This window comes from Rhizobium changzhiense (assembly GCF_013087625.1).
Lineage (GTDB): Bacteria > Pseudomonadota > Alphaproteobacteria > Rhizobiales > Rhizobiaceae > Rhizobium > Rhizobium sophorae.
Map to the genome: position 1 here is coordinate 310,096 of NZ_JABFCQ010000005.1, position 14,098 is coordinate 324,193.

At 59.0% G+C, this 14,098-nt stretch carries 13 protein-coding genes; 7 read left to right on the forward strand and 6 right to left on the reverse strand.

All coding sequences use genetic code 11. The features are described 5' to 3' along the window. Positions 1 to 93 precede the first annotated feature (93 nt). Positions 94 to 1,317 carry an argininosuccinate synthase gene (locus G9X68_RS24325; protein ID WP_171604567.1) on the forward strand — a complete coding sequence of 408 codons (1,224 nt, stop codon included), beginning with the start codon at positions 94 to 96 and terminating at the stop codon, positions 1,315 to 1,317. Positions 1,318 to 1,432: 115 nt separating this feature from the next. Here G9X68_RS24325 and G9X68_RS24330 read toward each other — a convergent pair whose 3' ends face one another. The 3 genes from G9X68_RS24330 to G9X68_RS24340 form a co-directional block, all read right to left on the reverse strand. Beyond that, positions 1,433 to 2,641 carry an MFS transporter gene (locus tag G9X68_RS24330; protein WP_171604568.1) on the reverse strand — a complete coding sequence of 403 codons (1,209 nt, stop codon included), beginning with the start codon at positions 2,639 to 2,641 and terminating at the stop codon, positions 1,433 to 1,435. Positions 2,642 to 2,700: 59 nt separating this feature from the next. After that, the gene (locus tag G9X68_RS24335; protein ID WP_171604569.1) at positions 2,701 to 3,681 is read right to left on the reverse strand and encodes an AraC family transcriptional regulator; all 981 of its coding nucleotides are present in this window, start codon (positions 3,679 to 3,681) and stop codon (positions 2,701 to 2,703) included. Positions 3,682 to 4,161: 480 nt separating this feature from the next. Further along, positions 4,162 to 5,319, reverse strand: coding sequence for an acyl-CoA dehydrogenase family protein (locus tag G9X68_RS24340; RefSeq protein WP_171604570.1), 1,158 nt, complete (start codon positions 5,317 to 5,319; stop codon positions 4,162 to 4,164). A gap of 167 nt (positions 5,320 to 5,486) precedes the next feature. On the opposite strand from G9X68_RS24340, the gene G9X68_RS24345 reads away from it, so the two are divergent. Both G9X68_RS24345 and G9X68_RS24350 read left to right on the forward strand, forming a co-directional pair. Beyond that, the gene (locus G9X68_RS24345; RefSeq protein WP_171604571.1) at positions 5,487 to 6,179 is read left to right on the forward strand and encodes a winged helix-turn-helix transcriptional regulator; all 693 of its coding nucleotides are present in this window, start codon (positions 5,487 to 5,489) and stop codon (positions 6,177 to 6,179) included. Between the two features lie 369 nt (positions 6,180 to 6,548). Next, positions 6,549 to 7,190 carry a LysE family translocator gene (locus tag G9X68_RS24350; RefSeq protein WP_171604573.1) on the forward strand — a complete coding sequence of 214 codons (642 nt, stop codon included), beginning with the start codon at positions 6,549 to 6,551 and terminating at the stop codon, positions 7,188 to 7,190. 62 nt (positions 7,191 to 7,252) lie between these two features. On the opposite strand, the gene G9X68_RS24355 is transcribed toward G9X68_RS24350, so the two are convergent. Beyond that, on the reverse strand, positions 7,253 to 7,684 hold the full coding sequence (locus G9X68_RS24355) for a hypothetical protein (protein ID WP_171604575.1): 432 nt from the start codon (positions 7,682 to 7,684) through the stop codon (positions 7,253 to 7,255). Positions 7,685 to 7,913: 229 nt separating this feature from the next. On the opposite strand from G9X68_RS24355, the gene G9X68_RS24360 reads away from it, so the two are divergent. The 4 genes from G9X68_RS24360 (at position 7,914) to ppa (ending at position 13,477) form a co-directional block, all read left to right on the forward strand. Next, positions 7,914 to 10,001 (forward strand): M3 family metallopeptidase, encoded by a 2,088-nt coding sequence (locus tag G9X68_RS24360; protein ID WP_171604577.1) that lies wholly within the window; start codon positions 7,914 to 7,916, stop codon positions 9,999 to 10,001. A 157-nt stretch (positions 10,002 to 10,158) separates the two neighbouring features. Then, positions 10,159 to 11,979 carry a translational GTPase TypA gene (typA, locus tag G9X68_RS24365; RefSeq protein WP_171604578.1) on the forward strand — a complete coding sequence of 607 codons (1,821 nt, stop codon included), beginning with the start codon at positions 10,159 to 10,161 and terminating at the stop codon, positions 11,977 to 11,979. A gap of 248 nt (positions 11,980 to 12,227) precedes the next feature. Further along, the gene (locus tag G9X68_RS24370; protein WP_003543622.1) at positions 12,228 to 12,734 is read left to right on the forward strand and encodes a GNAT family N-acetyltransferase; all 507 of its coding nucleotides are present in this window, start codon (positions 12,228 to 12,230) and stop codon (positions 12,732 to 12,734) included. A 209-nt stretch (positions 12,735 to 12,943) separates the two neighbouring features. Then, complete coding sequence (gene ppa, locus G9X68_RS24375; RefSeq protein ID WP_171604580.1) at positions 12,944 to 13,477, forward strand: inorganic diphosphatase; 534 nt, start codon at positions 12,944 to 12,946, stop codon at positions 13,475 to 13,477. A 4-nt stretch (positions 13,478 to 13,481) separates the two neighbouring features. Here ppa and G9X68_RS24380 read toward each other — a convergent pair whose 3' ends face one another. Further along, positions 13,482 to 13,793: a DUF167 domain-containing protein gene (locus tag G9X68_RS24380; RefSeq protein WP_171604581.1), complete on the reverse strand. Its 312-nt coding sequence runs from the start codon at positions 13,791 to 13,793 to the stop codon at positions 13,482 to 13,484. Beyond that, positions 13,790 to 14,080, reverse strand: coding sequence for a YggT family protein (locus tag G9X68_RS24385; protein WP_025396317.1), 291 nt, complete (start codon positions 14,078 to 14,080; stop codon positions 13,790 to 13,792). The genes G9X68_RS24380 and G9X68_RS24385 overlap by 4 nt, the downstream gene beginning before the upstream one ends. Between the last annotated feature and the right edge of the window lie 18 nt (positions 14,081 to 14,098).

Genomic DNA, 14,098 nt, shown 5'->3' on the forward strand with positions numbered 1-14,098 from the left:
CCGTCGCACTTGGCCTTGCGTCACGCGTCAATCTCGCTAAAAGTGCCGCGACACCGGGTTTTGCCGGCCTTTTATGCAACGGACCTCATCATCATGGCATCATACAAAGACGTGAAGAAAGTCGTTCTCGCCTATTCGGGCGGCCTCGACACCTCGATTATCCTGAAGTGGCTGCAGACGGAGCTCGGCGCCGAAGTCGTCACCTTCACCGCCGATCTCGGCCAGGGCGAAGAGCTGGAGCCGGCGCGCAAGAAGGCTGAGATGCTCGGCATCAAGGAGATCTATATCGAGGATGTGCGCGAGGAATTCGTGCGCGATTTCGTCTTCCCGATGTTCCGCGCCAATGCCGTTTATGAAGGCGTCTACCTGCTCGGCACCTCTATCGCCCGGCCGTTGATTTCCAAGCATCTGATCGATATCGCCCGCAAGACCGGTGCGGACGCGATCGCCCATGGCGCGACCGGCAAGGGCAACGACCAGGTTCGTTTCGAACTGTCCGCCTATGCCCTGAACCCCGACATCAAGATCATCGCGCCGTGGCGCGACTGGGCGTTCAAGAGCCGCACCGACCTGCTCGCCTTCGCCGAACAGCACCAGATCCCGGTGGCCAAGGACAAGAAGGGCGAAGCGCCGTTCTCGGTCGATGCCAACCTGCTGCATTCCTCTTCCGAGGGCAAGGTTCTGGAAGATCCGGCGCAGGAAGCTCCGGAATATGTGCATATGCGCACCATCTCGCCGGAAGCTGCCCCCGACAAGGCGACCACCATTAAGGTCGGCTTCCGCAAGGGCGATGCGGTCTCGATCAACGGTGTCGAGATGTCGCCGGCCACGCTGCTCGCGACGCTCAATAATTACGGCCGCGACAACGGCATCGGCCGCCTCGACCTGGTCGAGAACCGCTTCGTCGGCATGAAGTCGCGCGGCGTCTACGAGACGCCCGGCGGCACCATCCTGCTTACGGCGCATCGCGCTATCGAATCGATCACGCTCGACCGCGGTGCCGCCCATCTCAAGGACGAGATCATGCCGCGTTACGCCGAGCTGATCTATTACGGCTTCTGGTTCTCGCCGGAGCGCGAGATGCTGCAGGCGCTGATCGACAAGAGCCAGGAGCATGTCGAAGGCGAAGTGACGCTGAAGCTCTACAAGGGCAATGTCATGGTCATCGGCCGCGAAAGCGACAAGTCGCTCTATTCCGACAAGCTCGTCACTTTCGAGGACGATCAGGGCGCCTACGACCAGAAGGATGCGGCCGGCTTCATCAAGCTCAATGCGCTGCGCCTGCGCACGCTCGCCAAGCGCAATCTCGTGAAGTAATCGCGGTTCACCTTCGAACCGGATACGAGCCCGCCGGCATTGCCGCGCGGGCTTTTTCGTGGAGTGAGGTGGCAAACGCCCGCCTCTTCTGCTCACCGTGGCAGAGCTCGAAGAGTCAGTTGCGGGGCTGCAGCAATGCCAGAACGATAGTCGATAACGCCAAGACGGCCGTAAGTGTCAATGGCGCTGACGCACCGTAGTGATCGACAACGTAGCCGCCGAAAAGCGCACCGATGCTGATGGCGACCTGGAAGGAAACGACCATCAGGCTGCCAGCAGCCTCCAAGGCATCCGCTGCGCCGCGAGACAAGTTGGTAGGTAGTACCACCGGAGCCATCCCAAAAGCGAATCCCCAAACTGTAACCAGAGCAAACGCGATGCCGCTAAATGCACCCCAGAGTACGAGAGCAAACGCCGCAAACGCCATCAATGCGGCGGTCACAGCGAGTGCCGTACGGATATTGGCGTCTGCCAGTCGGCCTCCGGCGACATTGCCAATCACCGCGGCGATGCCAAAACCGAGAAGCGCCAAGGCAATCGGCCCCGTGCCAAGCAGGGTTACTTGTTCGAGGAAGGGTCGCACGTAGACTGAGCCGGCAAAATGTCCCGTCATCAGCAAGAGGATGGCAAGCATTCCCAGTTGAACAGTGCGCCGTTTGGTCAGCCGGAAGACGTCAGAAAGACTGTTACTTGTGTTTGCGGGTAGAGTCGGCAAGCTGAGAATCTGCAGCAGCATCGCAATCACTGCGAGGCCTGCGGTCATGGCCGTGGCGGCACGCCAGCCAAGCCAATCGCTGATCAAAGCACCCATGGATGGTGCAGCTATAGTGGCAAGAGAGACGCCCAGAGTGACTATTGCCATACCCCGCCCTGTCGCATTGGCGCCAACCAATCTCGCCACCACGGCAACTGAAAGTGCCCAGAAGCCACTTAAGGCGATGCCCAGTCCGGCTCGGCCCAATAACAATAGCCAAAAATCCGTCGCGAGGGCGGCCACGAGATTGGAGCCGATAGCCAAGGCGCTTAGGCCAACAAGGACAGTCTTCCGGTTCAATTTGCCGATGAGAACATTACTAAGTAAGGCCGTTACCGCGCCAACAGACGCGGTTGCAGTGACAACCTGACCAGCTGTTCCCTCGCTGATGCCAAGGTCACGCGCCATCGGCGTCAACAGGCCCGCGGGCAGGAATTCAGCTGACACAAGCGCAAAACTTGTGGCTGCCATTGAAATAACGGCAAACCAGGTGGTGGGGCTCCATGAACTCGGAACGGTAGAATCGAGGGCGACCGCGGTGCCGTCGAGCTGTGATGTTGTATCCGTCATTGAAATACCTCCAAGGTTTGGAGGACTTCATAGCGGAGTCTTTCAGGATGATATGTATCCTAAAGTCCGAATTCTATGTCCGTTCGTCCGGAAATGGTGCGACGCACAACGCCAGGTGAAACGCTGGTAATACGTTTAAAGGCGCGCGCGAACGAAGCTTCAGATTCATAGCCCAGTTGAGAAGCGACCTCCGCAACCGACATATCTTGACCGAGCAACTCTCGTGCAAGCTGCATACGCAGACGGGTGAGATACCGTGCAGCGCCTTCCCCCAGGATGGCACTGAAGCGTTCCGCGAAGATCGAGCGCGATTGGCCTGCCACGCCGGCAAGGGTCTCCAGCGTCCAGTCGCGGCCGGGATCTCGGTGCATTGCTGCCAGCGCTCGACCGATATGAGGATCACGGATCGCAGCGAGCCAGCCGCTGGTCGAGGCTCCGCTGCAATTGACCCAGCAACGAATGAGCCGCGCGACGAGTACGTCGGCCATGCGTGACAAAACCGTGGCGCTGCCTATCTGGGGCTGTGACGCCTCTGCTGTCATGGCGGCGAGAAGGGGGCCGACGACCGGATCATTGCCAGCAACATCACAACCCCTGATAATCGGTGGCATCAGAGCGATCAATGGGTTGAGGGCGTTCGCATCTAAAGCCATGGAACCGCAGAACAGGGTGCTCGTCGCTCCTGTTCCTTCCTGCACCACTTCGCAGACATTGCCTCCAAACTTGGTAACCTGGCAGCTCTTAAGCGAGTCTCCGACAACATCAGGCTTGCTGGCCAACCGGTGTTCGACACCCTGCGGCAACAACACCAGATCGCCGTGTTGCAACTCCTGCCATCCCTGGGCTTCGGTATGGATCCAGCATGGTCCCTCACTGACGAAATGAAAGCGAAGCAGTTGTTGCTGCGGAAAGGCGATGCTCCATGGATCGCGGAGCTCACATCGGCCGTAGTTGACGCCGCTCAGGCGAAAGTCCTGTAGAACTTCGCTTAGTGCGTCCGTGGGAACAGGCGTCGAAGATTGGGATGAACGATCAACCATTGGGCCAATTTATATGCCAGGCGTCCGGCATGCAAGTATGGCATCTGTTGTCGTGGCCGGCTCTGAGATCATCAATGGGAATGGGCGCAACTGCTCCCTTTTATTGTAGAAATCCATGTCTCAGCCTAGCTGACACTGCGACCCCGGCTCGCCAATGGCACAAAAAGCCGAGCCGGGGCTTAATCCAAACGCTGTCCGGCGGGGTGCAGCTCCTCGTCGGCTTTGTCTGAATTGAAGTCGACGACCTACATTGCTGCACGGATGTCGTTACGAACTCCGGCCGCTTTAGGGCAGCAGCATCCACTGCCGCGATGGCCGATATGAGGGCGCATTGCTGCCGTGGTCGAGGTCGCATATCGGCCCAAAGCGCACAAGAGGTTGCTCTGTCGTCCCTGCTGGCGGGGCTCGTCCATTCGAATTCTGGACGTCAAACTAGCCACCTAGCCTATGGTTCCGCGGAGTTCGTCGTTGCGCCAGGCGCTAGAAAATCTTCTCGGTGGGAAGTCCGAGCGCGAATGAACCCGCGTATTGCGCCTGGGCTCCGGGCTGCATCGGATGATAGCGAGCGCCCTGTATGTCACGGAAGCAGCGCTCCAGCCCGTTCTCTCGATAGAATGCCGCGCCGCCTGCGACCTCCATTGCAAGCTCCGTCACCTCGATAGCGTGCCGTGCGACCAAGGAACGGCCGATCATAACCTCGTTGACGGTTTCCGCGGACGGTTCGTTTCGAGCAACTACCTCTAACATCCAGCGATGCGCGATCTGTGCGGCCCTCAGAGACGTTTCCATGCGCCCGACCAACCCGATCACATGATCGCTGTTGGCCTTGCTACGGATCATCTTGACTGCGATGTCGCGGGCGCTCTCGGCGACGCCAAGATAGACCGCGTAGATCAGAGGAAACGCGATCATGGCGATGACTTGAAATACTGGATGCCATTGCCCCGCGCTTCTGGAAAATGCGACACTCGCATCCGGCACGAAGAGGTTTTCGATGATGATATCGTTTGACCCGGTTCCCCTCATTCCAAGTGTTCGCCAAGTATCCTCTATCGAAACCTCTGGCGATGCCATCGGAACGCCGAAATGAATGACGGAGCGCGCGCCGTCCTGTTCTTCATAAACGGCACCGGTCATCAGGATGTTTCCTGCCGCCGCGCCGGAAGTGAAGCGTTTACGCGCGGTGATCCGGTATCCGCCATCAACTTTCATGGCCTTGCCCGATCCGCCGATCCAGTCCGATCCGCCGCTCGAGAGCAATATGATTTGCTCCGATGCAACACGTCTCAGAAGCGGCTCCACCGCGGCCACCTTTTGATGACGCCAGCGCCAGGCGGGGATGGCGACTTGATGGGTATGCATGGAAAAGGCAAGCGCAGTGGACCCACATGCATGAGCAATGGATTTGAGCATCTCAGAAAGTTCGGGCACTTCCGCGCCCAGCCCGCCCAATTCGATTGGAACGCCTGCCCGCACGAGTCCAGATTCCTTTAGAAGTGCGTAATTCTCGCCGACGAAGGTGTTGCTCTCGTCGATCGATGCGGCGCGTTGCGCGATGGTGGGCAGGACCGAATTGGTTAGTTCGACAATGGTCCGACCGCCGGCAAGGTTCTGTTTTGGTTCTGTAAGCCCGAGCATAATCAATGCCTCCTATCTCGTGAGGATTGAGACTCTGCGCTCGTTTCACAATTGCGGCTAGTACACGAACTGTACTGAACGCCGCCGGACGTATGGCCAGGCAAGGAGCATTTGGCGGACCGGTTGTTTTGCAATATTGTGCCTGATCCAGACCGGTGGAGGTCCCTATGGTAGAGCGTGACGGCTACGGGCAATTCTGTCCAGTATCAATGGCGTCGGAAATCCTCTGCTCGCGGTGGACGACCTTGGTCGTCCGCGAATTTCTTTGCGGATCGACGCGCTTTAATGAGTTGCGTCGCGGTCTACCAAAAATGTCTCCGGCACTCCTATCAAAACGACTGAAAGAACTGGAACAATCGGGCGTCATCACGGTGACAAGGAGTGCGAACGGCATTACCGATTACCAACTCACGGCAGCGGGCGAAGAATTGAGACCTCTGATCATCGGTCTCGGAAATTGGGCTCAACGGTGGATGGAATCGCGACTTTCCTTGAACAATCTCGACCCTTCTCTGCTCATGTGGGACATGCGGCGGAGCCTCGATACAAGAAGACTTCCGACCCGCCGTTGTACGATACAGTTTCTGTACCCGGAACTTTCGGCCGCGCAAAAGAGCTGGTGGCTTGTGGTCGAAAACGGAAAAGTCGATCTCTGCAACTTCGATCCGGGCTATGATGTAGACCTTCTCGTTGAAGGGTCGCTCCGTTCGATGACCGCAATTTGGATGGGCCTCACGACCATACGTCAGGAAACCGATGCAGAAACGCTGAAACTTGAAGGGGACAGGGTCCTCGCGCGCGACATGCAGGAATGGCTCGGTCTTAGTGTGTTTGCCAAAACCCCCCGGATGAGGGCTTGAACCATCGAAGGCGAGTGGTTCTGACGGATACAGCCCAGCAACGAAGACCCGTCACCCAGCCGGAAAATTGGCACGCATTCCTGCAGAAGCCGATGCCCGCTCTTGGCGCATAGCCGCTCAATCGACTGCTAAACCGGAATGAGCCGCCGCGGGCAGCAGCTTTCGGCGTAGACGATCTGGCTCTTGGATGACGGAATTGCGGGCGCGCAAAGCAGCCGCATCCTTCAACAACGAACAGATGTCCGCCTCGGGTCGAACGCCGCCTCCGGTAGCGTTTGCTACCTGATCCCACTCTTCGTGGCAGTGCACCACCCTTGACGGACGGCCGTGATCGCTTAGTCTGTTGTCATCATCCTCCGGAGCATTTCCATGACGCAGTCCTTGCTCTTCGGCGCCTTTCTGGCGGCGCTCTTTTACGTGCTCATTCCGGGACCCGCCTTTTTGCAGCTGCTCGGCATCGGCGCCGGGCAGGGCCGCAAGGCGGGCGCCTTCTTCATGATGGGGCATCTGGTCGGGGATCTTATCTGGTCGTCGCTGGCGCTGATCGCGATCGTCGGGGCAAAGACGATCGGAACCTACGTCTTCGACCTGCTCGGCCTTGCCTGCGGCTTCTACCTCGCCTGGATCGGCTGGAGCGCCGTCAATGCCAAGCCGAAAGCGGAGGGTCAGGCGTTGGTGGTGGTCGAGCGGCCGTTTCGTCGCGGTCTGATCTTCGGCGTCACCAATCCGAAGGGCTATCCGGTGGCGCTCGCCACCTTCACGGCGCTGGTTGCAGGCTCGGCGGGCGCGCTCGATTTCGAAGCGTTGCCGGTGCTGCTCGTCGTGTCGTTCGTCGGTTTCGTGACGGCCGACATCATCCTGATCGGCATCATCGGCGCCGGTACGGTGCGCCGCTTCTATCGTGCCCATGAACGGCTGATCGTGCGCTGCTCCGGCGTGCTTTTCATGGGATTTGCCGCGCAGGCGCTCTGGCACGCAACGCCCGGCCTGCTCGGCTGGCGCAAGGCCTGATTAAAGCGCGTCGCGCCAAGCGTGCGCGACGCGCTTGTTCTTGGATTTATGCGTGCGTGAGGTCAGGCATTCAGGAAGCTGACGATCGATTTCAGCGTCTGGACCTCTTCAGAATCGCCGATCGACATGGCGATCTGCAGCTGGTTCTTGTAGTAATCGAGGAAATTGAAGCTGGTGCCGTCGGTGACGCTGGAGAGATCGATGATGTTGCCGAGCGGATCGATCGCATGCATCGGCAGCGGTTCGGAGATCGCGGCGTAGGTGTTTTGATCAATCAGGCCACTGTCGAAACCCTGGCGTGCGTAATTGCGCAGTTCTCCCGGGCTGACCGCGGTGAAATCCGGGCCTTCGCCAACATCGTCTTCGATCTGGAACGAGGCCGGGGCGGGAGCTCTGGTCTCGATTTGAATATCAGAGGTCTTCGAACTTTTTGCGTTATTAGGATTGTTTTTAAAAAGCAAACTCTGAGAAGACCGCACAGAAAAAATTTCCATGGCGCATGTCCCCTTACAAGAAGATCACCTGGAAACTAGCGCTTGCGCGTGATTCGCGTCAATCGTTAACGATTGGTTAATTTTCACGTATCAATTGTTGTCCACCAGATTTGGAGGGCGCCCGCCAAATTTGCCAGGCGGGGCAAAAGGTCCCTCCCGGCAACATACCAATTCTACGACGGCTCTCCTATATTGACGATCCATCTGCATGCCAAAAGGGAATTCTCCGATGCCTTCTCCACATGATTTCAATCCGGCGCTGGTGACCTGGGACGGTCTTCACGGCCTGCCGCGTTTCGATGCGCTGGATGATGGCGATTTCGCCGCCGCCTTCGAAGCCGCGCTTGCCGCGCATGAAAAGGAGATCGACGAGATCGCCGGAAACGGCGATGCGCCGACATTCGACAATACGGTCGTGGCGCTGGAGATTGCCGGCGATGCGCTGTCGCGTGTCTCCGCGCTGTTCTGGAACAAAGCCGGCGCGCATACCAATGATGTGATCCAGGCGCTGGAGCGGGAGATCTCGCCGAAGATGTCGCGCCACTATTCGAAGATCGGGATGAATGCAGCGCTTTTTGCCCGCATCGACACGCTCTGGGAGAACCGCGGGACGCTTGGCCTGACGCTCGAACAGACACGCGTGCTGGAACGCCACTGGAAAGGCTTCGTCAAATCGGGCGCCAAGCTTGACAAGGCCGAGCAGGAAAAACTCGCCGCGATCAATGAAAAGCTTGCCGGCCTCGGCACGCAATTCGGCCAGAACGTGCTGGCCGATGAAAAGGCCTGGGCACTGGTCCTTTCGGACAGCGCCGAGCTCGAGGGCCTGCCGGAATTCCTTCGCGACGCGATGGCGGCAGCAGCGCGCGAACGCGGCGAGGAGGGCAAATATGCAGTGACGCTGTCGCGCTCGATCATCGAGCCCTTCCTCACATTCTCGGAGCGTCGCGATCTGCGCGAGCAGGCTTTCAAGGCGTGGGTGGCGCGCGGCGAAAATGCCGGGGAGACGGATAACCGCGCCGTCATCAGGGAAACGCTGGCGCTGCGCCATCAGGTGGCGACGCTGCTTGGCTACGGCAATTTCGCCGAGCTGAAACTCGACAATACGATGGCGAAGACGGCGGATGCGGTGAACGGCCTGCTCAAGGCCGTCTGGGCGCGGGCGGTGAAACGCGCCGGCGAGGAGGAGATCGATATCGCGGCACTGATCGCCGAGGAAGGCCGGAACCACGAGGTGATGCCCTGGGACTGGCGCCACTATGCCGAAAAGATCCGCGCGCGGAAGTTCGATTTCTCCGAAGCCGAGCTCAAGCCTTATCTGCAGCTCGAGAAGATCATCGAAGCCTGCTTCGACGTGGCCGGCCGGCTGTTCGGCATCCGGGCCGTCGAGAAGAAGGGCGTGGCCGCCTATCACCCGGATGTCAGGGTGTTCGAAATCAGGGATCGCGAGGACAAGCTCGTCGCCCTGTTCCTCGGCGATTATTTCGCCCGCAGCTCGAAACGATCCGGCGCCTGGATGAGCTCGCTGCAATCGCAGCACAGGCTGGAGCTGAAGAACGGCCGCCACGGTGAATTGCCGATCATCTATAATGTCTGCAACTTCGCCAAGCCAGCGGAAGGCAAGCCGGCGCTGCTGTCGCTCGATGATGCCCGCACGCTGTTCCACGAATTCGGCCATGCGCTGCACGGCATGCTTTCGAACGTCACCTATCCCTCGGTTGCTGGCACCGGCGTTTCGCGCGATTTCGTCGAGCTGCCGTCGCAGCTCTATGAGCACTGGCTGACGGTGCCCGATATTCTGAAGCGCTATGCCGTGCATGTCGAAACCGGCGAGCCGATGCCCCAGGCCCTGCTCGACAAGGTGCTTGCCGCCCGCACCTTCAATGCCGGCTTCAATACGGTCGAGTTCACCTCGTCGGCGCTGGTCGATATGGCGTTTCACACGAGAACGGCCGTCGAGGACCCGATGGCGGTGCAGGCGGAGGTGCTGGCCGAGATCGGCATGCCGAAGTCGATCGTCATGCGCCATGCGACGCCGCACTTCCAGCACATCTTCTCCGGCGGCTATTCGGCCGGCTATTACTCCTACATGTGGTCGGAGGTGCTCGACGCTGACGCCTTTGCCGCCTTCGAGGAGACGGGAGACGCCTTCAACGGCGAGATGGCGCGCAAGCTCAAGGACAATATCTATTCCGTCGGCGGTTCGGTCGATCCGGAAGACGCCTACAAGGCCTTCCGCGGCAAGCTGCCGAGCCCGGCTGCGATGCTTGTCAAAAAGGGACTTTCGACCTTCGAGGAATTGACAGGCAGCGACGCCTAAGACAATTTGATGACACGCTATGATGCGGCGGGGCGACAGCCCTGCCGCAGCTTTTGCGCGTTCCCCCCTTTCGCAAACGCAAAAAAAACTGTATGGACGCCCCAAACTAATAGGCGCGTCCTCTAGAGCGTGCGCCCCAGCCTCAGAGATTTCACATATGGCACTTCGCAATATCGCGATCATCGCGCACGTTGACCATGGCAAAACGACCCTGGTGGATGAGCTTCTCAAGCAGTCCGGCTCGTTCCGCGAAAATCAGCGTGTCGCTGAACGCGTGATGGACTCGAACGATCTCGAAAAGGAACGCGGCATCACCATTCTCGCCAAGGCGACCTCGGTGGAATGGAAGGGTGTCCGCATCAACATCGTCGACACCCCCGGCCACGCCGACTTTGGCGGTGAAGTGGAGCGCATTCTCTCCATGGTGGATGGCGCGATCGTTCTCGTCGATGCCTCCGAAGGCCCGATGCCGCAGACCAAGTTCGTGGTCGGCAAGGCGCTGAAGGTCGGTCTTCGTCCGATTGTCGCGATCAACAAGATCGATCGTCCGGACGGCCGCCACGAAGAAGTCATCAACGAAGTCTTCGATCTTTTCGCCAATCTCGACGCGACCGACGAGCAGCTCGACTTCCCGATCCTCTACGGTTCCGGCCGCGACGGCTGGATGAACGTCAATCCGGAAGGTCCGAAGGATCAGGGTCTTGCGCCACTTCTCGACCTGGTGCTCAAGCATGTTCCGGAGCCGACCGTCCACGAAGGTCCGTTCACGATGATCGGCACGATCCTCGAAGCCAACCCCTTCCTCGGTCGCATCATCACCGGTCGTATCAATTCCGGCTCCATCAAGCCGAACCAGGCCGTGAAGGTTCTCCACGCCGACGGCAAGACGATCGAAACCGGCCGTATTTCCAAGATCCTCGCCTTCCGCGGCATTGAACGTCAACCGATCGAAGAAGCGCATCAGGGCGATATTGTTGCGATTGCCGGCCTTTCCAAGGGCACGGTCGCCGACACCTTCTGCGATCCCTCGATCACCGAGCCGCTGCAGGCGCAGCCGATCGATCCGCCGACTGTCACCATGTCCTTCATCGTCAACGATAGCCCGCTGGCGGGCACCGAGGGCGACAAGGTGACGAGCCGCGTCATCCGCGACCGTCTCTTCAAGGAAGCGGAAGGCAACGTCGCCCTGAAGATCGAAGAAGCCGAAGGCAAGGATTCGTTCTACGTGTCCGGCCGCGGCGAACTTCAGCTCGCCGTTCTCATCGAAACCATGCGTCGCGAAGGCTTCGAGCTTGCCGTGTCGCGTCCGCGCGTCGTGATGCACAAGGATGAAAACGGCCAGCTTCTGGAGCCGATCGAGGAGGTCGTCGTCGACGTCGACGAAGAACATTCCGGCGTCGTCGTGCAGAAGATGTCCGAGCGCAAGGCCGAAATGGTCGAGCTGCGTCCGTCGGGCGGCAACCGTCTTCGCCTGCGTTTCTACGCACCGACCCGTGGCCTGATCGGCTACCAGTCGGAACTGCTGACCGATACCCGCGGCACGGCGATCATGAACCGCCTGTTCCACGACTACCAGCCCTACAAGGGTGTGATCGGTGGCCGCGTCAACGGCGTGCTGCTCGCCAACGCTGCCGGCGAAGCCGTCGCCTATGCGATGTTCAACCTGGAGGATCGCGGCCCGATGATTATCGAGCCGGGCGAAAAGGTCTATGCCGGCATGATCATCGGCATCCATTCGCGCGACAACGACCTTGAAGTCAACGTCCTGAAGGGCAAGCAGCTCACCAACATCCGCGCCGCCGGCAAGGACGAAGCGGTGAAGCTGACGCCGCCGATCCGCATGACGCTTGATCGCGCGCTCTCCTGGATTCAGGATGACGAGTTGATGGAAGTGACCCCGAAGAATATTCGTCTGCGCAAGATGTATCTCGACGCAAACGATCGCAAGCGTTTCGAAAAGACCAAGGCGGCGCTCTGAGCGCCACTCAAAGCGCTACAGCGGCTTGGGTCTCTCAAAAAGAGGCGCGGCGCTGGAGAGTAATCCTTCAAAACCCCGGCCTTCGCGCCGGGGTTTTTTTATTGTGCGCCGCGTCGATTCCATCTTGTGACAATCGTTAAAAAAGCGTTAACTTTTGACCATCGTCCACATGTTAAGTCTGTGGGCAATGGACCGGAATGCGGTATCGCATATGGTTAATTGCCTCTGGCGGGACCAGAGTAAGCGTTATGAAGACGTTGTCGATCGATGTCCGGCGGGCCGAGCCGCAAGATGCCCGAGCCATATCGGAAACACACAGGCTTGCCTGGCAACACACCTATGCGGGCATCATTCCGCATCGTGCACTGACGCAGATGATCGAGCGGCGCGGCGAAAGCTGGTGGCGCAAGGCAACGCGCGGACCGGCGACGCTGCTGGTTCTCGATGTTGCCGGAACGGTCGCCGGCTATGCGACGCTCGGCCTCAACCGCGCCCGCGCTCTGCCGCAGGAAGGTGAGATTTACGAGCTTTATCTTCGCCCCGAGTATCAGGGCATCGGCCTCGGCAGAATGCTGTTCGGCGAGGCGCGCCGGCTCTTGAAGTCGCTCGGCTGCAACGGGCTGGTCGTCTGGTGCCTTGAGGATAATGAGACCGCCAGCCACTTCTACCGCAATCATGGCGGTGTCGATTTCTGCGAAGGCATGGAAAGTTTCGACCACAGGCAATTGAAGAAGATCGGCTTCATCTGGAGCTGAACGGTCTACACACAATTCAAAGTGCCACAGTGTCCTTCGGCGTCTGAAAAGACGTGTGGGGCTGGAGTCAGTGGTCGCCTATCTCCTCTTAGAAACTTTTGATGTGAATGTGGCCCGGTGCAGTCAAGCATTGGTGCTGTGCCATGTTGCGTTGCCACATGAAACTGATTATCTGGCTGCCAGCACATTCAACCTCGCGGGAGTTTCTTATGCGCATCGACGCCATTTCAATCGGTAATAATCCACCTGAGGACGTCAACGTAATCGTCGAGGTTCCGGTCGGCGGTCATCCCATCAAGTATGAGATGGACAAGGAAGCCGGCACGCTGGTGGTCGATCGTTTCCTCTATACGCCGATGACCTATCCGGGCAATTATGGTTTCGTGCCGCACACGCTGTCGGAAGACGGCGACCCGATCGACGTCCTGATCGCCAGCACCCGCCCGCTGGTTCCCGGCTGTGTCATCAATGTGCGCCCGATCGGCGTCCTGAAGATGGAAGACAATTCCGGCAAGGACGAGAAGATCATCGCCGTGCCGTCGCCGAAGCTGACGCTGCGTTATGAGAAGGTGAAGGACTACACCGATCTTCCCGAGATCACGCTGAAGCAGATCGAGCATTTCTTCGAGCACTACAAGGATCTGGAACCCGGCAAGTGGGTGAAGATCTTCGGCTGGGGCGACTCCAAGGAAGCCGGCGCACTCATCCTCGAAGCCGTCGAGCGCGCCAAGAAGAAAGGCTGATCGCTCAGCCTAAAAATATTTCGAGCTTTTTTACCAAATCCTCCGGATCGCCGTCGATCCGGAGGATTTTTTTGCGCGCGGTCTCACCCGAGACGAGGCTGACGCTGGATTTGGGAATGCGCAGGGATTTTGCGATCAAAAGCATGAGCGCCTTGTTGGCCTTGCCTTTCTCGGGCACGGCAGTGACGCGTGCCTTCCGGAACGCTTCACCCTCGCCGTCGGCCTCAACGCCGTCGAGAGCATCACGCCCGCCATTCGGCGTCAGCCGGACGGCGAGGCGCAGATGGTCACCGAAAAGGCTCCAGGGATGGCTCAAGCGACCAGCGGGTACAGCGTGGTCCAGAGCAGGGTGCGCAGGAAGAAGATGATCAGCAGCAGGATGATCGGCGAAATGTCGATGCCGCCAAGGTTCGGCAGCCGGCGGCGGATCGGCTTCAGCACCGGTTCGGTGACATTATAGAGGAATGTGCCGACCGAATTGACGAACTGATTGCTGGAATTGATAACATTGAAAGCATAGAGCCAGGAAAAAATGGCACTGGCAATCAGGATCCAGGTGTAAATATTCAAAGCCAAATCAATGGTTTGAAACAGCGCAAACATCATCGTCTCCAATTCGTT

Excerpts from the sequence above, each read along its gene's own strand:
- G9X68_RS24325 (WP_171604567.1), top strand. The coding sequence starts at position 94 with ATGGCATCATACAAAGACGTGAAGAAAGTCGTTCTCGCCTATTCGGGC.
- G9X68_RS24330 (WP_171604568.1), bottom strand. The coding sequence starts at position 2,641 with ATGACGGATACAACATCACAGCTCGACGGCACCGCGGTCGCCCTCGAT.
- G9X68_RS24335 (WP_171604569.1), bottom strand. The coding sequence starts at position 3,681 with ATGGTTGATCGTTCATCCCAATCTTCGACGCCTGTTCCCACGGACGCA.
- G9X68_RS24340 (WP_171604570.1), bottom strand. The coding sequence starts at position 5,319 with ATGCTCGGGCTTACAGAACCAAAACAGAACCTTGCCGGCGGTCGGACC.
- G9X68_RS24345 (WP_171604571.1), top strand. The coding sequence starts at position 5,487 with ATGGTAGAGCGTGACGGCTACGGGCAATTCTGTCCAGTATCAATGGCG.
- G9X68_RS24350 (WP_171604573.1), top strand. The coding sequence starts at position 6,549 with ATGACGCAGTCCTTGCTCTTCGGCGCCTTTCTGGCGGCGCTCTTTTAC.
- G9X68_RS24355 (WP_171604575.1), bottom strand. The coding sequence starts at position 7,684 with ATGGAAATTTTTTCTGTGCGGTCTTCTCAGAGTTTGCTTTTTAAAAAC.
- G9X68_RS24360 (WP_171604577.1), top strand. The coding sequence starts at position 7,914 with ATGCCTTCTCCACATGATTTCAATCCGGCGCTGGTGACCTGGGACGGT.
- typA (WP_171604578.1), top strand. The coding sequence starts at position 10,159 with ATGGCACTTCGCAATATCGCGATCATCGCGCACGTTGACCATGGCAAA.
- G9X68_RS24370 (WP_003543622.1), top strand. The coding sequence starts at position 12,228 with ATGAAGACGTTGTCGATCGATGTCCGGCGGGCCGAGCCGCAAGATGCC.
- ppa (WP_171604580.1), top strand. The coding sequence starts at position 12,944 with ATGCGCATCGACGCCATTTCAATCGGTAATAATCCACCTGAGGACGTC.
- G9X68_RS24385 (WP_025396317.1), bottom strand. The coding sequence starts at position 14,080 with ATGTTTGCGCTGTTTCAAACCATTGATTTGGCTTTGAATATTTACACC.